Raw genomic sequence first — 19,506 nt, forward strand, 5'->3', positions numbered from 1 at the left:
CGCGCAACCCTGCCCGGGTCGGATCGTGCGCAACGGGGGTGCCCGGACGTGGCTTTCTTGCGCTACAGCTAGGCGACAGGCAACGACGTACCGGAAACTGGTGTCATGACCTCCCCGACCATCCGCCTCACCCGCACCAAGACCCCCAAGCCCCGCCCCGACGATGCCGAGCTGACCTTCGGCAAGGTCATGACCGACCACATGTTCCGGATGGACTACGAGGACGGGAAGGGCTGGCACGACCCGCGCATCGTCCCCTACGGGCCGCTCGACATGGACCCGGCGACCTCGGTGCTGCACTACGGCCAGACGGTGTTCGACGGGCTGAAGGCCTTCCGGGGTCCCGACGGCAAGATCCGCCTCTTCCGCGCCCAGCGTCATGCCGAGCGGCTGAACAAGTCCTGCGCCGCCCTGTGCATCCCGCCGATGGACACCGACTTGGTGCGCCGCTCCTTCGAGGCGCTGGTGGCGGTGGACCATGAATGGGTGCCGCACCGCGCCGGCACCTCGCTCTACATCCGCCCCACGGTGGTCGCGACCGAGGTGCAGCTCGGCGTGCATCCGGCGCACCGGCTGACCTACTTCGTGATCTGCTCGCCGGTCGGCGCCTACTACAAGGAAGGCATGAAGCCGGTGCGCATCCTGGCGACGGACAAGTACGTCCGCGCGGTGCGCGGCGGGCTGGGCGAGGCCAAGACGGCCGCCAACTACGCCGCCTCCCTCGCCGCCGCCCGCGACGCGGAGGAGCAGGGCTACACCCAGGTCCTCTGGCTCGACGGCATCGAGCGCCGCTACCTCGACGAGGTCGGCACGATGAACATCATGGTGCGGATCGGCGACGAGGTGATCACCCCGCCACTGGCCGGCACCATCCTCGACGGCGTCACCCGCAACTCCGTCCTCACCCTGCTGCGCGACTGGGGCATCAAGGCCAGCGAGCGCCCGATCACCATCGACGAGGTGATGCAGGCCGGCCGCGACGGCAGCCTGAAGGAGATGTGGGGCACCGGCACCGCCGCCGTCGTCTCCCCGGTCGGGCTGCTGGGCTACAAGGGCGAGCAGATCACCATCAACGGCGGGCAGACCGGGGCGCTGACGCAGAAGCTCTACGACGCGATCGTGGCGATCCAGTACGGCACCGCGCCGGATGCCCATGGCTGGACCAGCGAGGTGAAGGTCCCGGTCGAGGCGTAACGGCGCAGCCGCCGCGGGCCGGCCGGGGTCCCACCGGAGATCCCCGGCGACCGGCCCTGGCGGCGTGCCGCCGGGCTGGCTGCCCCGCGCCGGCGTTGCTCCCGACCGGAATAGTCCGTATACGTTCCATCAATGCCGAGGCCGGACCGGCCCGGGGAGGGAATGGTGACGGACCAAGACAGTGGGCGCATCCTGATCGCAGGCGCCGGGATCGGCGGGCTCTCCGCGGCGCTCGGCCTGGCACGGCAGGGGCACGACGTGCTGGTGCTGGAACGCGCCGCGCAGCTCGGAGAGATCGGCGCCGGCATCCAGCTCGGCCCGAATGCCTTCCACGCCTTCGATGCCCTGGGCGTGGGGGATGCCGCCCGGGCCCTGGCGGTCTATGTGGAGACGGCGCGGGTGATGGACGCCGTCACGGCCGAGGAGATCGCGCGCGTCGATCTCGGCGAGCCTTTCCGCGCCCGGTTCCGCAATCCCTATGCCGTGATCCATCGCGGCGACCTGCACGCGGTGCTGCAGCAGGCCTGCCAGGCGCATCCGCGCGTGGCCATCCGCACCTCGGCGGGCGTGGCCGGCTACGAGCAGGATCGGCACGGCGTGCGGGCGCGCCTCGCCTCCGGGGAGGCGGTCCCCGGCGCGGTGCTGATCGGCGCCGACGGGCTGTGGAGCAAGGTCCGCGCGCAGCTGGTCGGCGACGGCAGGCCGCGCGTTTCGGGCCACACCACCTACCGGTCCGTCATTCCCACCGAACGCATGCCCGAGGAGCTGCGCTGGAACGCCATGACACTGTGGGCCGGGCCGAAGTGCCACCTGGTCCACTATCCGCTCTCGGACTGGACGCGGTTCAACCTGGTCGTCACCTGCCACAACGATGCGCCCGAGCCCGTGGCGGGCCAGCCGGTGGCGACGGAGGAGGTGCTCGCCGGCTTCCGCCACATCCATCCCCGCGCGCAGGAGATCATCCGCCACGGCGCCGACTGGAAGCTCTGGGTGCTCTGCGACCGCGAGCCGGTGGAACGCTGGGTGGACGGGCGCGTGGCGCTGCTGGGCGATGCGGCGCATCCGACGCTGCAATACCTCGCCCAGGGTGCCTGCATGGCGATGGAGGACGCCGTCTGCTTGGCCGGGATGGTGACGGCGCATCCCGGCCAGCCTGAAACGGCGCTGGAAGCCTATCGCCAGCGCCGGCTGCTGCGAACGGCACGCGTGCAGCTGCAGTCGCGCGCCGTGGGCGAGCACCTCTACCACCCGGCCGGGCCGCACGCGCTGCTGCGCAACGCCATGATGCGCGCCAAGACCCAGGACGACTGGTATGAGACGATGGCTTGGCTCTACGACGGTGCAGCCGTGGAAGCCGGCGGCGTCGCCCACGCCGCCTGATACGGGCGGCGGGATGCCCTGATCCGTGCCGGCGCAGGGTGCGTCCGTTCCCCGGGGGCAAGGCGCTGCCTCGCCCCCGTACCCCCACTCCGCCAGGACCCTGCGGGCCCTGGACCCGATCAGCGCTGCCGCGCGGATGACTGCGACGGGGTCACGGCGCCGAGGAGCTTGGCTCCTCGGCGGGACCGGCCGCAGCACTCGCTGACGCGCTCTGAAGCTTTTTCAGAGTCCCGCCTGTCCGCGCTCTCCCCGAGACCAGCCCGCAGGCTGACGGCAGCCACGAAGCGCCAGACTCCCAGCGGGGACCGGGGCCCGCTTGTGGCCCCGGCAGGGGAGGGTCCGGGAGGGGACGGCGTCCCCTCCCGGTGCCGCCGCCGGAACACCACAGCACCACGGGTTCAGGTCGGCCCGCCGTCGGTATGATGCGGGGGGCATGATCCGCCGACGGCCTCCTTCCCAGCCCGGCGCCGCGGCCATGGTGCCTCTCCCACAAGCGATGCCGCCGGGCGACGCCGCTCAGCCCCAGGGGCCGCGGCGCCGGGGGGCTGGGGCTGCCTGGCGGGCGCCTCTGCCCCAGGGGCCTGCCGGGCGGGCGGCGGGCCCGGGTGTGGGGGCCATGGCGGGCGCCGCCATGCCGCCATGGGCCCGCATCAGCGCCTGCACCCGGTTCTCGGTGCTCGGATGGGTGGAGAAGAGGTTGTCCATCCGCGCGCCGGAGAGGGGGTTGACGATGAACAGGTGGGCCATGGCCGGGTTGGCCTCGGCCGCCTGGTTGATCAGCCCGTGCCGCGCGCCCTCCAGCCGCAGCAGGGCGTTGGCCAGGCCCTGCGGCCCCCCGGCGATCTCCGCGCCGACCCGGTCGGCCTCGTATTCGCGGGAGCGGCTGATCGCCATCTGCACCAGCATCGCGGCCATGGGCGCGAGCACCACCATCAGGATCGCCCCGATCGGGCCGAGCGGGTTGGAGCGGTTGTCGCGCGAGCGGCCGAAGAACATACCGAACTGCGCCAGCATGCCGATCGCGCCGGCCAGGCAGGCGGTGACGGTCATGATCAGCGTGTCGCGGTTGCGGATATGCGCCAGCTCATGGGCCACCACGCCGGCCACCTCCTCGGGCGGCATCATCTGCAACAGGCCGGAGGTCACGGCGACCGCCGCGTTCTGCGGGTTGCGGCCGGTGGCGAAGGCGTTCGGCTGGTCCTCCCGGATCAGGTAGAGCGCGGGCATCGGCAGCCCCGCCCGCTGCGCCAGGGCCTGGACCATGCCGTAGAGCTCCGGCGCGCGGCCCGGGTCCAGCGGCTCCGCATTGTTCATGCGCAGCACCATCTTGTCGCTGTTCCACCAGGCGTAGAGGTTCATGCCGCACGCCATCACCAGCGCGATGAGCATGCCCTCCCGGCCGCCGACCACGAAGCCGATGCCGACGAACAGGGCCGTCATCCCGGCCAGCAGCAGGGTGGTCTTCAGATATCCGGACATCCCTGTTCCTCCGTCCTCCGCCACGCGCCATATGAGGGCCATGACCGAGCCAGCCAACAAGGCGCCCCCCCCCCCGCCCGAAGCCGACCAGGCCGCGCCGCCGGCGCCGCACGCCTCCGCGCCCCTGCCCAAGCCGCCGCCGGGCGAGATCGGCGGCCCGAGCGGGCCGGAGCCGACCCGCTATGGCGACTGGGAGCGGAAGGGGCGCGTCAGCGACTTCTGACACCGGCCGGGCGGCGGGGCCCGGCCGGCGCCCGGCAAACGATTCGGGAACATCAAGGTCCTTGATCCCGCCCCGGCCAGGGTGAGCGCTTTGTTCACGCGACTCGGGCCAAAGCGTTGAACCGGCTTCCTGCTTCGCCGAATGGGTTCGCCCTGTGTTCCAGGGGCAGGGCCTGCCCGCCGGCCCGGGGCCGCCTCCCCCTGGAAGCCCGGCCGCGAGCGGGGATCAGACCCCCCGCGCCGGCCGGCGCGACCCCAGCCAGAAGCCGAGCACCACCATCCCGCCGGCGCTGGCCAGCAGGCTGGGCGCCGCGCCGATCGCCTGCTGCGCCATGCCGAAGAGGATGGGGCCGAGCGACTGGCCGAGGAAGAAGCTGAACGCGTGCAGCGCGACCGCCGAGCCGCGTGCCGTCGGCGACAGCTCCGTCACCCGGACCTGGATGCTGTTGTGCATCATGAAGTAGCCCAGCCCGGTCACGAAGGTGGCCAGGATCACCAGGCCCACATGCCCGGCGGCGGCCAGCAGGGTCAGCCCCGCCCCGGCCAGGATGCCGCCCAGGATCAGCATCCGCGCCTGCCCGATCCCCGCCACCAGCCGGCCGGCGAGGGCCGCGTAGGCGAAGCCGCCCAGGCCGAAGACGCCCAGCGCCAGCCCGGCCTCGACGATGCCGCCGATGCCGCGCCGCTCCAGCAGGGCCGCGAGGAAGGGAAAGACGCCGAAGGTCAGCGCGCCCTCGATCGCCACCCCGATGTAGAGCGGCGGCGCGGCAGGGTTGCGCAGGATCTCGCGGTAGCGCTGCAGCGCCAGGCCCGGGTCCAGCCGGCGCGCCTGCGGCTCCGGCGCGGCGGCGCCGTCCCGCCACAGCACCAGCGCCGCCGTCAGCGAGGCCAGGGCGCAGAGCAGCATCATGCCGCGCCACCCCACCGCCCCGCCGATCAGCCCGGCCAGGACGCCGCCCGCCACCTGGCCGCCGATGGCCCAGGCCAGGAAGCGGCTCATCGCCACCTGCCGCTGCGCCAGGGGCACGGCATCGCCGAAGGAGGCGAGGGCCAGCGGCGTCACCCCGCCCGAGGTGGCTCCGGCGGCGATGCGCGCGAGGAACAGGAAGCCCAGGCCCGGCGCCCCGGCGCAGGCCAGCAGCGAGAGGGTCAGCAGCACGCAGCAGAGCAGGATGATGCGGCGCTTGCCCAGGGCGTCGCCCACCGGCCCCAGCAGGGGCTGGATCAGCGCATAGGGCAGCGCATAGGCGGAGGCGAGCAGGGCCACGTGCTCGATGCTGGTGGAGAAGTCAGCCGCCACCCCGATCAGCAGGGGATCCAGGGCCCGGGTGGTCAGGGCGGTGGAGAACCCGGCCAGGCCCAGGACGAAGACGAGGCGGCCCGTGCTGGCGGGAGCGGGGGAGGAGGACATGCCCGCCCATGGTGCGGTCTGGCGGAGGAAGTGCAACCCGCGCCGCGCAGGGGTCAGGGACGCTTGCGCCGGCCTGCCTTCCCCCTCACCTTCTGGGCGGGACACGCAGGCGCACCATGCAGACGAACTTCACGGACGAGCAGCTGAAGGACCCGGACACGCGGGTCTCCAACGGCATCCTGCGCACCTGCGTCCATTGCGGCTTCTGCACCGCGACCTGCCCGACCTTCGTCCTGCTGGGCGATGAGCTGGACAGCCCGCGCGGCCGCATCTACCTCATCAAGGACATGCTGGAGAGCGGCAGGCCCGCCACCGAGGAGGTGGTGCGGCACGTGGACCGCTGCCTCTCCTGCCTCTCCTGCATGACGACCTGCCCCTCCGGCGTGCACTACATGCATCTGGTCGACCACGCCCGGCACTACATCGAGGAGACCTACGAGCGCCCCTGGCACGAGCGGCTCTTCCGCGCCGTGCTCGGCCGCACCCTGCCCGATCCGGGGCGCTTCCGCCTCTCCCTGCTCGGCGCGCGGATCGCACGGCCCTTCCGCGGGCTGATCCCCGGCCGGTCGATGCCCGCCCAGCGGCTGCGGGCGATGCTGGACCTGGCCCCCGCCACCCTGCCACCCGCCAGCCCGATGCAGGCGCCGCAGGTCCACCGCGCCGAGGGCGCCCGCCGCGGCCGCGTCGCGCTGCTGACCGGCTGCGCCCAGACGGTGCTCTCGCCCAGCATCAACGAGGCCACCATCCGCCTCCTCACCCGCATGGGGATGGAGGTGGTGGTGACGAAGGAGCAGGGCTGCTGCGGCGCGCTGGAGCACCACATGGGCCGGCACGACCCCGCCATGGCCCGGGCGCGGGCCAATATCGGCGCCTGGGCGGCCGAGATGGAGGGCGAGGGGCTGGATGCGGTGGTGATCAACACCTCCGGCTGCGGCACCACGGTCAAGGATTACGGCTTCATGTTCCGCGAGGAGCCGGCGCCCTGGCGCGACCGGGCCGCCGCCGTCTCCGGCATCGCCGCCGACATCAGCGAGGTGCTGGTCCGCCTCGGCTACGCCCCCACGCGGGAGAGCCCGGACCTGACCGTCGCCTACCACTCCGCCTGTTCGCTCCAGCACGGGCAGAAGGTGACCGAGGCGCCCAAGGCCCTGCTGCGGACGGCCGGCTTCAGGGTGAAGGAGCCGGCGGAGGGGCATCTCTGCTGCGGCTCGGCCGGCGTCTACAACATCGTCCAGCCGGAGATCGCGGGACGGCTGCGCGAGCGCAAGCTGGACAACATCGCCCGCACCCGCGCCGACCTGATCGCGGCCGGGAACATCGGCTGCCTGACCCAGCTCGGCAGCGGGGCCTTGCCGACGGTGCACACGGTGGAGCTGCTCGACTGGATGGCGGGCGGGCCGGAGCCGCCCGCCGTGGACCAGGCGCGCCGGGCGCGCGCGGCCGCCTGACGCCACCACCCGGGCGGCATGGCTGTCCCGCCCAGGACCGTGCGGCGCCCGCCGCACGCCGAGCCGCCCGCCGGCCCGGCGGGATGCCGGCCGGGATGGCCGAAATCCCTTGCGTCCGGACAGGCGTGTCCCAGACTCACGCCATGCGCCGCCTCGCCCTGTCCGTTCTCCTGCTCCTGGCCCCGCTGACCGTCGCGGCGCAGCAGCCGATGCAGCGGGGTGCCGCGCCCCGCCCCCCCTCCCCCGCCGAGCAGCGCCGGGTGGAGGCGCAGCGGCTGCTGGACGAGCTGGGAACGGCCACGGACGCCGCTTCCGCCTCCACCCTGGAGACCCGGCTGCGGCTGCTCTGGGCACAGGAGGCCAGTCCGGCGGTGGTGCTGCTGCTGCGCCGGGCGACGCGCAACATGGAGGCCCAGGCCTTCAACGACGCCACCGAGGACCTGGACGCGGCCATCACCCTGCAGCCCGACTATCCGGAAGCCTGGATCCTGCGCGCCCGCGCCCAGGCCGCGGCGGGCGATGCCCGCGCGGCGGCGCGCGACCTGCAGGAGGCGCTGCGCCTGGAGCCGAGGCATTTCGGGGCGCTGCTGGCCCTCTCCGCCCTGCAGGAGGATGGCGGGGACCTGAACGGGGCGTTGCGCAGCCTGGAGGCGGCCGTGAAACTGAACCCCCGCATGGCAGGGGGGGAGCAGCGCCTGCGCGACCTGCGGCGTCGGGCGCTCGGCGATAGCACCTGAGGCGCTCCCTGGTCGGGATCAAAAGGATGCTCCTCGACGCGGCGCGTCAGTGGCTGAGCCTACCCATGCGTCTGCATGAGACGGTCGCAAGCGGCGCGAGGGCGACAGGATTTTGCCTAGCGTCTCAGCCCAGCAGACGCCGCACAGCGCGCAGCGGCCGGGTGATACGCCAGGAAGTGGATGCGACGAGCGCCTCCACTTGCGCTCTGGCCATCTCTGCAGTGGTCAGTTGCACTCTTAAGTTGTTATTCTCCGTCCCTGCGCGCGCCAGGGCATCGTTCACCCGCCTCAGTTCCTGCCGCAATTCCCCGGCCTCGGCAAGCACAGCCTCGTGGCGCGCGACTATGCCGCGCAAAGTTACGTTCGCGTTCTGCAGAACTGTGACGCGCCGGCCGGCCGCCTCGACCTGGAACCGCGCTGCTTCGTTCTCAACCTTCGCCTGACCCAGCAGGGTCCGCAGGCGCGCCCCTTCCTGACGAAGTTCATCTAGTTCAGCCAGATCCCTTCGCAGCCCTTCCGCGGCTACTTGGTGGGCGTCGCGATCCTGTCGCAGCATATCGCACTCATGGCGCGCGGCGGATAAGCTAGCTTCCAGGGTCTGGCGCGCTGCCTCGGCCTCGTTGATCCGCTGCTCGGGAGAGTCGGTTTCGGTCCGGGTATAGGGGAAGACGTCCCGCGCATCCCGCGACGCCATGCGAGCACGTTCGAGGGCGCGCAACGGCGGTGGCGTCCTTGCGCCTTCGGACCAGGCACGTAGCACGGCCCGGAAGTCCTGCGGCTCCTCCTCCCGAGCCGCTGCACGGTGGACGTGCCAAGTATTGAGCGTGTTGGACAGCCAGGCAGCCGGGTGCACCCGGGCGAGGGGCGCCCTGCCTGTGGCCGCCGCGGCAGGCATACGCGCAAAAGCCTCGCTCTCCTCGCGCGCGAAGACCAGAAGATTTTGCGCATACCACCAGTCCACACCTGGCTGTCCCCAAATCCGAGGTCGCAGCGGGTCGAAGCAGGCATAACCGCGGTCGCGGAAGAGGGTGGCCCAGAATTCCGGCCACTGCTCGTTGATGTGGCCGGTTCCCTGCTGGAAGGGGATCGCCGCGGAGAACAGTATCAAGTCCCCGAGCGCGCAAAGCTCCTGCACCACCCCTGCCGAGCGTTCGAAGGGCAGGTGCTCCGCCACCTCTAGGCACATCACCAGGTCGAAGCGCTGCGGGTGGCGCGCCGTCACCGCATCGGTCAGTCCCGGCTGGGCCAGATCCACGGGAAGGAACAACTCCTCCGGCACCATCAGGGCGGTTCGGTCGACATAATCCCCATCCACGCCCAGCCGATCCTGGACGCCCATCTCTCCCGCCACTCGCAGCCAAGTCGCTACGCCACAGCCGACATCCAGCACGCTGTCAGGACATGCGTACCGGAACAGCTCCGGTAACACGGCACGCGCGGACTGCAGGCTGTCAGAAGCCTGCGCATCGAAGAAAGAACGGTCGTAGGGATTGGCGGCGGCAGTGTCGGACATTGCGTCGCTCCTCAGCAGGCCGGGGCGAGGCCGTATTCGAGCATGGACCGCGCACCCTGCCTGGGCATGGCCTGTGGCACCGGCGTCAGCGCGGCCGCATCAGCGATTCCCTTGGCCCGCGAGAGGAAGAAGGCCTCCCGATAGGCGGCATCTAGCACGGGTTGCAGCACCGGATGCGATGGCAGCCCAGCTTGCTCCCGCGCGGCCGCCAGCCGGTCGAGCTGCCGTGTCCAGCGCAGATGCGCGGCATAGCGGCCGCGCCGATGCGCCCACGCTTCCCCCGCGGGCTCAATCTCGCAATACGCACGGACCTGTGGATCCGCGTGCATCTGCGCAAAGCGGTACTGCGACCGCCCCTGGCGGTAGGAGCGCGCGCAGAACTGATCGAAGCCGATCGCTCGGATCATCACTGTATGGGCCGCTGGTTCGTAGATCACGCGCAGTCCATGCCGCGCTAGACGGTAACCAAGCTCGATATCCTCGCAGCCGAAGCGAAAGTCCGGGTGAAACACTCCGTTTCGCACCAGCAGGCCTCGCTTGCAGGAGCTGCGCCCGCCCCAGAACGCCGTATGGTCCATCACCTGTCCCGACGTCATCGAGCCATAGGAGAAGAGCTGGCAGCCGACTTCGGTCACGTGCCGCATTACTGGCATGGCTGCGATGTCAGGAGCCAGCGTCGTCCTGCCCAGCACCGCTACCGTCTGGTCGGGAGAGGCGATATGAGCGGCCAAATGGGCAACAAGCAGATCCGGCTCGGCCACGTCGTCGTCATCGAGAAAGACGAGCAACGGCGCCCGCGCCAGGAAAACCCCAAGGTTCTTGGCGGCTGCTAACCCGGCCTGATTCTGCCGTACGATCCGCAGCGGTAGCCGGTCCCGCCAAGCGTCCAGCACCCACTGCGTGGCATCCGTAGAGCCGTCGTCGATCGCCACGATCTCGAAGCGCGAGGCATCAAGACTCTGACGTTCCAGTCCTTCCAGCACGCGGGGCAACAGCGAGGCTCGGTTGTGCGTGGTCAGCAACGCCGAAATCTCGGGCATTACGCATAGGCCTCCACCACGGAGAAAGCCTCGTCGAGGGAGAGGTGCTGCTCGCGGGCGAGCATCGTGCACATGGCGCGGTACGCGCTGGAGTGGCTGTAGCTGCTGACGGAGCGGCGGATGCGGTGGGTGAGCGGCGCCGCGTCCACGATTCCCATGTGCAGCCCGGCCTTCTCCATCCGCACGGGCCAGATGAAGTCTAGCCCCCAACCCATGCCTCCGCCCTCGCCAAACGGCAGTAACAGCGGAACCGCATCGCGTCTGATGCATGTGAGTGGGCCGATCTCCACGAAGCGGGTGCGGCGGGCCAGGAGCCCCGGCATCACCTGCACGATCGGATGGTCAGTGAAGGAATCCGCCGTGCGCGCAGGCTGAGACAGGGCGAATCCGAAGCGCTCGGACAAGCCGATGAGCCGGTCCAGAAAGCCTGGCCCCACCTCGATGTCGTCATCGCACAGCAGCACCCAGTCATACTCCGCGGCGTCCTCAGTCAGCTCGTCTAGCAGGACGAACTTCGGCGTGGGCACAGTCACGACCATTTCCGTCGAGGGCAGGTCGTAGCGGCCCCGCCCCTCTGGGGCGAGCGCGATCCAGCGCTGGACCACGCAGTGATCTGCGCTGGTGGCAAGCTCGTGGATCAGGTGCGCCGCCGTGTTCGGGCGATCGGACATGTAGATGCCTACACTGAGGATCCTAGCCATCGAGCAGCGCCTTCAGCTGCTGGCCCACCACATCCACCGAGAGCGTCCTAGCGATGTAGTCGCGGCCATGGTCTGACAGACGCGACCACAACCCGTCGTCGCTCAGCAGGCGCAGCACTGCCTCGGCAAAGCCTTGCTTCTCCTCGGCGACCAGCAAATGCACGCCGTCGTGGAGTTTCATGCCCTCCGCTCCGATGGGGGTGGCCACCACTGGCAAGCCGTGGACCAGGCTCTGTGCGACCTTCCCCTTCATGCCGGCGCCGTAGCGCAGCGGCGCGACAAAAACGCGGCTACGATCGTAGAGTGGGCCAAGGTCCGGCACAAAGCCTAGTACCTCCACCCCTGGCCGCGTTCCCAGAGCCAGCACCTCGTCGCTCGCGTTCGCACCAACGATACGGAACACAACGTCGGGCGCCTCCCGACGGATCAGCGGCCAGATCTCCTCGACGAACCAATGCACGGCGTCGCCGTTCGGCTGGTGCCAGAAGCCGCCGACGAAGAGTATCCCGTCCCGCTTCGCCGGCCCGGGCGGCGCCGGTTCAGGCACCTCCACGACGATGGGCAGCACCTCCACCACCGCATCCGGCACCAGCTCAAGCAGCGCCGCTTTCTCCTCGATCGTTATAGCCAGGGTCACATCGGCAGCGCGGGCACAGGAGATCTCGATGCTGCGCTGGCGCTCCGCCCGGAGCATCAGCTCCACGTCGTCGCGCAGGGCCGCCTCCCGGGCCATTCGCACGCCGTGGAAATCAACCATGTCATAGGCCACGCGTGCCGTCGGGCAATAACTTCTCACCAGCGGCAGCAACGCCTCGGCGACAGCCGGGAAGGACAGGAAGGCCCAGTCGAGCCCACGTCCCTCCTCGGCCAGCCAGCGGCCGATCTCGTCCGTACCATAGAGAAAGCGAGAAACGCCGGCCGCGCGCAGTGACTCCTCGTAGCGCGCACGCCCCTGTAGCTGACCCAGCACGCCGGGCTGGTGGTCCAGATCCAAGAGGGAGCCGAAGATGATGGACCAGTCGCACCGGGCCATGATCTCCATCAGGGTCCGGAGCCGCAGCCCGCCGGCCGACTGGTCATGGAGCGGCAGGAAGTCCGCGGCCACCAGGATCGTGCCCCGCCCACTTGGCCGGGGCGGGCAGGCGCCGCCGTCTGGCGTTGCTTGGATGGGCGCAGCGTCGACGCCCGGGGAGGCCGAATCCGGCGCTGGTAGCAGCGGGACGTCGGACCGGTGCCCACGGCCCAGCACCCGGCGCAGCACGATGGAAAAGCCACGCGCCGGCTTGGCGAGCCGCCAGGACCGCGAGGCGTAGATGGCAGAGACCAGCCTCCGAGCCTCGGCCAGCTCCCGGCGAAGCCGTTCAGCCTCCGCAGCCTGCTCGGCGCCCTTCTCCTCCGCCCTGGCGACGGCCAAACGCTGAGCCTCCACCTCCGCGCGCAATACGTTGCGTTCTTGCATCAAAACCGCCAGCTCGCGCCGCAGTACTGCCTCGCGCAAGCGCGATGCAAGCCGGCTCGCGGTACTCCCTGCATCGGCCGGCGAGGGGAAGGCCTCCGGTGTGTTGGGCAAACTCAAGGCAATCTTCCCGATGTGTGGCCTATCCTGGCTAGGATAGAGGCCCCGCCCGCCACTTGCCAGTGACCAGAACTCCGGCCGCCGCCGCACGCCCGTCCCTGATCGGAATGGTGTCGAGAAGGCGGTCCGCGCATACCACGCGGTGGGGAAGCGCTTATCGCTCCGCAACGCCGGCACAAAGCTTGCTGCACATGTGCCTTCCACGACCGGGAGCGGTCCCGGCCATGCGCCCCCCCCCACTTGCATCCGCCCTCGCCGCCCGGTTCCATATGGAGGCTCCTCGCCTGCCGCCCGTCGCCCGCCACGCGGGCGGCCTTCCTTTCCGTCCGCGACCAGCGACTGTCCCGACGCGCTTCCTGAGGATCACGCCCATGCGCCTTCGCTACCTCGCCGCCGCGCTCACCGCGGCGCTCGCCGCGACCTCCGGGGAAGCCCGCGCTCAGGCCGCCGCGCCGGGCGGGACGGCGACCCTGCTGACCTATGGCGGCATCTTCCGCGACAACTACCTGGACGTGGTGGTGAAGCCCTTCACCCAGGCCAGCGGCGTCACGGTGCAGTACGGCGACCCCGGCATCGGCGGCAGCGCGCAGTTCCTGGGCACGCTGCGGGCGCAGAAGGCGGATCCGCAGGTGGACGTGGTCATCATGGACGCCACCACCGCGGCCGCCGCCTGCGCCGAGGGGCTGGTGGAGAAGCTGACGGCCGCCGAGGTGCCGGAGCTGGCCGCGCTGGACGAGCAGGCCCGCGCCTCGGGCAATGGCTGCGGCCCGGCGGTGACCTACGACCACCTGGTGCTGATCTACGACACCCAGCGGGTGCAGCCGGCGCCCACGCGCTGGGCTGACCTCGCCAACCCGGCCTGGAAGGGGCAGGTCTCCTTCACCACCCTGCCCAACATCCAGGCCCTGGCGATGGTCGGCATCCTGGCCCACCACGCCTCGGGCGACTGGAAGAACATCGGCGCCGCCATCCCCCTGCTGCGCCAGATCGCACCCAACGTGCAGACCTTCGAGCCCAGCCCGGACGGCTACTCCATGGTGCTGAGCGAGCAGGTGCGCTTCGCCACCGGCTGGAACGCGCGCGCGCAGCTCTACAGCGACCAGTCCAAGGGCCGGCTGGGCACGGTGATCCCGCAGGAGGGCACGGCCTTCCAGATCAACACCATCAACCTCGTGGCGCGCGGGCCGAACCGCGCCGCCGGGCTGGCCTTCCTCCGCCACGCCCTCTCCACCCCGGCGCAGGTCGCCTTCACCGACCGCATGTTCTACGGCCCCACCAATGTCGAGGCGCAGCGCACGGCCTCGGCCATCGGCCGCACCGCCCTCGCGCCCCAGTACCGCGAGCGGATCGCGCCGATCGAGTGGCTGGAGGCGGTGCGCCTGCGCGACGGCTGGAACCAGCGCTGGCGCCGCGAGGTGATGACCGCGGCCGCCCGCTGATGCCCCTGGGCCAGGCGGCGGCGCATCTGGTGCTGGAGCGGCTGTCCCGCCGCTTCGGCACGGGCGGCGCGCCGGCGGTGGACAACGTCTCGCTGGAACTGCCCAAGGGCGCGCTGCTCGCCCTCCTCGGCCCGTCGGGCTGCGGCAAGACGACGACGCTGCGCATCATCGCCGGGCTGGAGGCGCCGGATTCCGGTCGCGTGATCGTGGCCGGCCAGGACGTCACCGCCCTGCCGCCGCACCGGCGCAACATGGGCGTCGTGTTCCAGTCCTACGCCCTGTTCCCGCACATGAGCGCCGCGACCAACGCCGCCTTCGGCCTGGAGATGCGCGGCGTCGCGCGCGCCGAGCGCCTCCGCCGCGCCCGCGAGGCGCTGGCCCTGGTCGGGCTGGAGGCGCTGGCCGACCGCAAGCCCCGCGCCATGTCGGGCGGCCAGCAGCAGCGCGTGGCGCTCGCCCGGGCGCTGGCCATCGAGCCCGACCTGCTCCTCCTCGACGAGCCGCTTTCCGCGCTGGACGCCAAGCGGCGCGAGGAGGTGCGCGACGAGATCCGCGCCCTGCAGCAGCGGCTGCGCATCACCACCGTCTTCGTCACCCACGACCAGAGCGAGGCGCTGGCCATGGCCGACCTGGTCGCGGTGATGAACCAGGGCCGCATCGAGCAGCTCGCCTCCCCCGAGACGGTGTTCGAGGAGCCGGCCACCCGCTTCGTCGCCGGCTTCGTCGGCCGCGCCACCCGCCTCTCCGGCACGGTTGAGCCCGGCGGCGTCTTCCGCACCGGCGGGGCCGCCCTGCCCATCGCCCCTGGCCTGCCGGTCGGCGGCGCCGAGGCCTTCCTCCGCCCCCACCGCGTCCGCCTCCTGCCGCCGGGCACCTCCCCGGCAGAAGGCGTGACGTTGGACGGCCGCGTGCTGCGCCGAACCTACACGGGCGAGATCGTCTGGCTGGAGGCCGAAACCCCCGCCGGGCCGGTCCAGGCGGAGCTGCCGGCCTACGACCCCGCCGCCGCCCTGCGGCCGGGCGATGCCGTGCGGCTCGCGTTGCGGGCGGAGGATGTGCGGGTGTTCCCGGCGTGAGCGTCGTGTCGCCGGCCCCTCGGGGGAGGCTCCGCAGCCTTCGGCCTCGACGCAGTGCGTCGAGCCCCCGCTACCCCCTCCGCCGGGGGCGGTCGACGCATACGTCGCCCCCCCGGACCCCGCCGGCAGTCTGGCGCCGCGTGGCCGAGGCGTGCCTGCGCGCTGACGCCACGGGGCACGGGGGGCAACGCAGCGCCTTCCCCCCGGGGGTCCGGAGCCACGCCGCATGACCGGCTGGCTCCTCAGCGCCCCCGCCCTCGCCGTCATGGCGCTCGCCTTCCTCTGGCCGATGGCGGGGCTGTTCCGGATCAGCCTGAACCGGACCTCCGAGACGGGGGCGATGGAGACCGCCCTCACCCTCGACACCTATGCCAAGGTCACGGGGGATGCCTTCACCTGGGGGCTGGCCTGGGACACGCTGGTGCTCTCGGCCGGGTGTTCCGCCATCGCGGCGGCGCTGGCGCTGCCGGTGGTGCTGGTGGTGCGGCGGGCGGCGCCGCGCTGGCGGACGCTGCTGGCGCTGCTGGCGATCTCGCCGCTGCTGGTCTCGGGCACGGCGCGGGTGGTGGGGTGGCGGGCGATCCTGGGGGATGTGGGGCTGATCAACGTGACCCTGTCCTGGCTGGGGCTGACCTCCGGCCCGGTGCCGCTCATCAACAACTGGACGGGGGTCTGGATCGGGCTGACGGAGAGCCTGATGCCCTATGCCGTGCTGGTGCTGATCGCGGGGCTGGGGCGGCTGGACCCGGTGCTGGAGGAGGCGGCGGCGACGCTGGGCGCCAACCGGGCGCGCAGCTTCCTGCGGGTGACGCTGCCGCTGGCCGCGCCCGCGCTGCTGGGGGCCTTCCTGCTCGGGCTGGTGCTGGGGGTCTCGGCCTTCGTCACGCCGCGGCTGATGGGCGGCGGGCGGGTCTTCACCCTGGCGACCGAGATCTACGACCAGGCGCTGCTGACCGTAGACTGGCCGGTGGCGGCGGTGCTGGCGATGCTGCTGCTGCTCGCCCTGCTGGCGCTGGTGCTGCTGCGCGGGGTGGTCACGGGCGTCGCGAAGCGCTCCAGGGGCGCGGCGTGAGCGGGCGGATGCGGCCGGTCACCGCGCCGGGGCCGCTGCTGCGGCTCTTCGCGCTGGCGGGCTATGCGCTGCTGCTGGCGCCGGGGCTGGTGGTGCTGGTCGTTTCCTTCAGCGCCGGCAACTACCTCACCTTCCCGCCGCCGGGCTTCTCCACCCGCTGGTACGCGGCGCTGTTCTCCAACGGGCAGCTCATGGGCGCGCTGGGGACCAGCCTGATGCTGGCGCTGCTGGTGGCGGCGCTGGCGCTGCTCGCGGGGGGACCCGCCGCCTATGCGCTCGCCCGGCTGGAGTTCCGCGGCAAGGGCGTGATCGCCGGGCTGCTGGCGGCGCCGCTGCTGCTGCCGACGCTGGTGCTGGGCCTCGCCCTGCTGCTCGCCTTCCAGCCGCTGCGGCTGGTGGCCACCTGGCCGGGATTGGTGCTGGCGCATTCGCTGGTGGCCATCCCCTTCGCCGTGCGGATCATGGTCCAGGCCTTCGCCGCCGTCCCGCGCGAGGTGGAGGAGGCCGCCTGGACCCTGGGGGCCACGCCGCTGCGCGCGGCGCTGCGGGTGACGCTGCCGCTCGCCGCCCCCGGGGCGGTCGCGGCGGCGGCGCTGGCCTTCCTGGTCTCCTTCGACGAGACGGTGATCAGCCTCTTCGTCGTGGGGCCGCGCCTCTCCACCCTGCCGGTGGAGATGTTCCGCTATGCCGAGAGCCGGTCCGACCCGCTGGTCGCGGCGCTGGCCATGGCCCTGATCGTGGTGGCGCTGGCCGTCGTGCTGCTGGTCGAGCGCCTCGTGGGTTTCCAGCGCGCGCTGGCGCGCGAGTGAGGGGTTGGACGATGCCGACATACGTGGTGGAGAAGAGCGCACCGCAGATCAGCGCCGAGGTCATCGCGCTGCTGGAGCAGACGGAGACGGCGACCGTCGGCCACTGGCGCCACTGGGGCTTCGTGGACCGCCGCGTGCAGCCGGCGCTGCGCAACAAGCGCGTCGCCGGCACGGCGGTGACGCTGCAGATCCCGGCGCAGGATTCCACCCTGCTGCACCACGCGCTGGGGCTGCTGCGCCCGGGCGACATCCTGCTGGTGGACCGGCTAGGCGACGACCGCCACGCCTGCTGGGGCGGCGGCGTGACCGTCGCGGCCAAGGCGGCCGGGGCAAAGGCGGGGGTGGTGGACGGCCCCTGCACCGACCTGGAGGAGGTGGAGGCGTCGGACTTCCCGCTCTGGTGCCGCGGCATGGCGCCGATCACCACGCGCGGCTACGACGTGGCCGGGCGGCTGAACGTGCCGATCGCCATCGGCGGCGTGGTGGTGATGCCGGGCGACGCGGTGCTGTGCGACGATTCCGGCGTGCTGATCCTGCCGCCCGCCGAGGCGGAGGCGGAGGCGCGCGAGGCCATCGCCCGGCAGGAGCGCGGGCTGCGGACCCAGGCGCGCGTGGCGGCCGGCGAGAAGCTGGGCGACATCAGCAGCGCCACGGCCAAGGTCCTGGCGGCGCTGGGCTGACCCGCCCGCCCTCCGACACGCAACCCCCGCCGCCGGGAGCGACCCGCATGACCGACCGCCTGACCACCACGCGACGCCGCCTGCTGGCGGCCGGAGCCGCCGTGGCTGCGCTGCGCGCCCCGGCGCGGGCACAGCCGGCGAACGGCATCCTGCGCTTCGGCCTCTCCACCTTTCCGCCGAACCTGTCGCCCTGGATCAGCGCCGGCGCCTCGGCGGGCACCATCAAGCTGCTGACCCACCGTCGCCTCGTCTCCTACGACGCGCAGGGCGAGCTGCGCGGCGAGCTGGCGGAATCCTGGTCGCGCGACGGCGATGCCTGGATCTTCCGGCTGCGGCGCGAGCCGGTCTTCCACAATGGCGACCCGGTGACGGCGGCCGACGTGAAGTGGTCGATCGAGCAGATCGCCGGCGAGAAATCCACCGCCTACATGCGCGCGCAGTTCCAGCAGGTCGCGCGCATCGAGACGCCGGACGACCACACGGTGCGGCTGGTGATGCAGGAGCCCATCGCCACCGTCCCGAACTGGTTCGGCAACTACAACATGCCGATCCTGTCGCGGAAGTCGACGACCGCCGACCCGATCGGCGCCGGCCCCTTCCGCATCGCCGGGCAGGAGCGCGGTACCTCGATCGACCTCGTCCCCTTCGACCGCTACCCCTATCGCGGCGTGCCGAAGGTGAAGGGCATCCGCTTCGTCGTCTATGCCGACGAGAGCCTGCGCACCGTGGCGCTGCAATCCGGCGACGTGGACATGATCGAGTACGTGCCCTGGCAGTCCATGGGCGCGATCGAGGCCGATCCGCGCCTGAAGCTCGACACGCAGAACGGGCCCTTCATGGACATCCTGTTCAACGGCAGCCGGGGGCCCTTCGCCGATGCGCGGGTGCGCCGCGCGGTCGCCCATGCGGTGCGGCGCGAGGACATCGTCAAGGCCGCCTTCTTCGGCCGCGGCGCGGTGCTGGAGGGCGTGCCGATCGCCCCCGGCACGCCCTGGTACGATGAGCGGCTCGCGCGCGGCTGGGCCTATGATCCCGGGCGGTCGAAGGCGCTGCTGGCCGAGGCGGGGGTGCCGAACGGCTTCCAGACGACGCTGCTCGCCACCGCGCAGTACGGCATGCACAAGGACACGGCCGAGGTGGTGCAGCAGCACCTGGCCGCCATCGGCATCCAGGCGGAGCTGCGCCTGCCGGACTGGCCCACCCGCGTCTCCCTGGGCACGCGCGGCCAGTACGAGATCGCCATCCACGGCGTCAGCGCCGACAGCAACGACCCGGACGGGCTGAGCGTGGTGATGGATACCTCGCTCTCCGCCACCCATGGCCGTTCCTTCGGCCTCAGCGCGCCGCGCACCGTGGCAGCGCTGGCGCGCGGCCGGGCGGAGTTCGACGCGGCGAAGCGCATCGAGATCTACCGCGAGATGCAGCGCGCGGCGCTGGAGGAGGTGCCGCTGGTGGGCCTCGCCTGGCGCAGCCAGGGCTATGGCATGGACCGCCGGGTGCAGGGCTTCACCCACCTGCCCGGCGCGCTCTCCACCCTCTCGGGCGCGACGCTGGACGAGGTGTTCTTCGCCTGACCCGGCCGGCAGGGGGCACCCCGTCCCTGCCGCCGGGACGCGCGCAGGCCGCCTGTCCCGCCCGGCTTCCGCATGCTGGGAAACATGACGGCGGCCCGCCCCTTTCCCGGCGCGTCCTGCGGCCCGACCATGCCGGCGGCGGCCCGCCCGGGAAG

Annotated in this window: 17 protein-coding genes; 11 read left to right on the top strand and 6 right to left on the bottom strand. The window is 71.9% G+C overall.

The genetic code is table 11. The features are described 5' to 3' along the window. Positions 1-105: 105 nt before the first annotated feature. Both LPC08_RS14365 and LPC08_RS14370 read left to right on the top strand, forming a co-directional pair. Positions 106-1,194: a branched-chain amino acid aminotransferase gene (locus LPC08_RS14365; protein WP_230448929.1), complete on the top strand. Its 1,089-nt coding sequence runs from the start codon at positions 106-108 to the stop codon at positions 1,192-1,194. 162 nt (positions 1,195-1,356) lie between these two features. Next, positions 1,357-2,574, top strand: a complete 1,218-nt coding sequence (locus tag LPC08_RS14370; protein ID WP_230448930.1) for a 3-hydroxybenzoate 6-monooxygenase — start codon at positions 1,357-1,359, stop codon at positions 2,572-2,574. A gap of 516 nt (positions 2,575-3,090) precedes the next feature. Here LPC08_RS14370 and htpX read toward each other — a convergent pair. Further along, positions 3,091-4,053: a zinc metalloprotease HtpX gene (gene htpX / locus LPC08_RS14375; protein WP_230448931.1), complete on the bottom strand. Its 963-nt coding sequence runs from the start codon at positions 4,051-4,053 to the stop codon at positions 3,091-3,093. A gap of 40 nt (positions 4,054-4,093) precedes the next feature. On the opposite strand from htpX, the gene LPC08_RS14380 reads away from it, so the two are divergent. Then, positions 4,094-4,276: a DUF1674 domain-containing protein gene (locus LPC08_RS14380; protein ID WP_230448932.1), complete on the top strand. Its 183-nt coding sequence runs from the start codon at positions 4,094-4,096 to the stop codon at positions 4,274-4,276. Positions 4,277-4,501: 225 nt separating this feature from the next. Here the strand turns inward: LPC08_RS14380 and LPC08_RS14385 are convergent, their stop codons facing one another. Then, complete coding sequence (locus LPC08_RS14385; RefSeq protein ID WP_230448933.1) at positions 4,502-5,686, bottom strand: MFS transporter; 1,185 nt, start codon at positions 5,684-5,686, stop codon at positions 4,502-4,504. A 116-nt stretch (positions 5,687-5,802) separates the two neighbouring features. On the opposite strand from LPC08_RS14385, the gene glcF reads away from it, so the two are divergent. Beyond that, on the top strand, positions 5,803-7,134 hold the full coding sequence (gene glcF / locus LPC08_RS14390) for a glycolate oxidase subunit GlcF (protein WP_230448934.1): 1,332 nt from the start codon (positions 5,803-5,805) through the stop codon (positions 7,132-7,134). A gap of 125 nt (positions 7,135-7,259) precedes the next feature. Then, a complete protein-coding gene (locus tag LPC08_RS14395) occupies positions 7,260-7,871 on the top strand; it encodes a tetratricopeptide repeat protein (RefSeq protein ID WP_230448935.1) in 612 nt (203 codons plus the stop codon). Between the two features lie 124 nt (positions 7,872-7,995). On the opposite strand, the gene LPC08_RS14400 is transcribed toward LPC08_RS14395, so the two are convergent. The 4 genes from LPC08_RS14400 to LPC08_RS14415 are packed head-to-tail and all read right to left on the bottom strand — an operon-like array spanning position 7,996 to position 12,701. After that, entirely contained in the window at positions 7,996-9,384 is a 1,389-nt protein-coding gene (locus LPC08_RS14400) for a class I SAM-dependent methyltransferase (protein WP_230448936.1), read from the bottom strand. Between the two features lie 11 nt (positions 9,385-9,395). Further along, positions 9,396-10,424 (bottom strand): glycosyltransferase family 2 protein, encoded by a 1,029-nt coding sequence (locus LPC08_RS14405; RefSeq protein ID WP_230448937.1) that lies wholly within the window; start codon positions 10,422-10,424, stop codon positions 9,396-9,398. Beyond that, positions 10,424-11,095: a glycosyltransferase family 2 protein gene (locus LPC08_RS14410; protein WP_230448938.1), complete on the bottom strand. Its 672-nt coding sequence runs from the start codon at positions 11,093-11,095 to the stop codon at positions 10,424-10,426. Before LPC08_RS14410 ends, LPC08_RS14405 begins: the two co-directional genes overlap by 1 nt. 22 nt (positions 11,096-11,117) lie before the next feature. Further along, complete coding sequence (locus LPC08_RS14415; protein WP_230448939.1) at positions 11,118-12,701, bottom strand: glycosyltransferase family 4 protein; 1,584 nt, start codon at positions 12,699-12,701, stop codon at positions 11,118-11,120. A 371-nt stretch (positions 12,702-13,072) separates the two neighbouring features. Between LPC08_RS14415 and LPC08_RS14420 the strand changes: the two genes are divergently transcribed. The 6 genes from LPC08_RS14420 (at position 13,073) to LPC08_RS14445 (ending at position 19,351) form a co-directional block, all read left to right on the top strand. Then, positions 13,073-14,140, top strand: a complete 1,068-nt coding sequence (locus LPC08_RS14420) for an extracellular solute-binding protein (RefSeq protein ID WP_230448940.1) — start codon at positions 13,073-13,075, stop codon at positions 14,138-14,140. After that, entirely contained in the window at positions 14,140-15,216 is a 1,077-nt protein-coding gene (locus tag LPC08_RS14425; RefSeq protein ID WP_230448941.1) for an ABC transporter ATP-binding protein, read from the top strand. Before LPC08_RS14420 ends, LPC08_RS14425 begins: the two co-directional genes overlap by 1 nt. Positions 15,217-15,442: 226 nt before the next feature. After that, positions 15,443-16,288: an ABC transporter permease gene (locus LPC08_RS14430; RefSeq protein ID WP_230448942.1), complete on the top strand. Its 846-nt coding sequence runs from the start codon at positions 15,443-15,445 to the stop codon at positions 16,286-16,288. After that, a complete protein-coding gene (locus LPC08_RS14435; protein ID WP_230448943.1) occupies positions 16,285-17,097 on the top strand; it encodes an ABC transporter permease in 813 nt (270 codons plus the stop codon). Before LPC08_RS14430 ends, LPC08_RS14435 begins: the two co-directional genes overlap by 4 nt. An 11-nt stretch (positions 17,098-17,108) precedes the next feature. Then, positions 17,109-17,777, top strand: coding sequence for an RraA family protein (locus tag LPC08_RS14440; protein WP_230448944.1), 669 nt, complete (start codon positions 17,109-17,111; stop codon positions 17,775-17,777). Positions 17,778-17,824: 47 nt separating this feature from the next. After that, entirely contained in the window at positions 17,825-19,351 is a 1,527-nt protein-coding gene (locus LPC08_RS14445; protein ID WP_230448945.1) for an ABC transporter substrate-binding protein, read from the top strand. The last annotated feature ends 155 nt before the right edge of the window (positions 19,352-19,506 follow it).

This window comes from Roseomonas sp. OT10 (genome assembly GCF_020991085.1).
GTDB classification, from domain to species: domain Bacteria; phylum Pseudomonadota; class Alphaproteobacteria; order Acetobacterales; family Acetobacteraceae; genus Roseomonas; species Roseomonas cutis.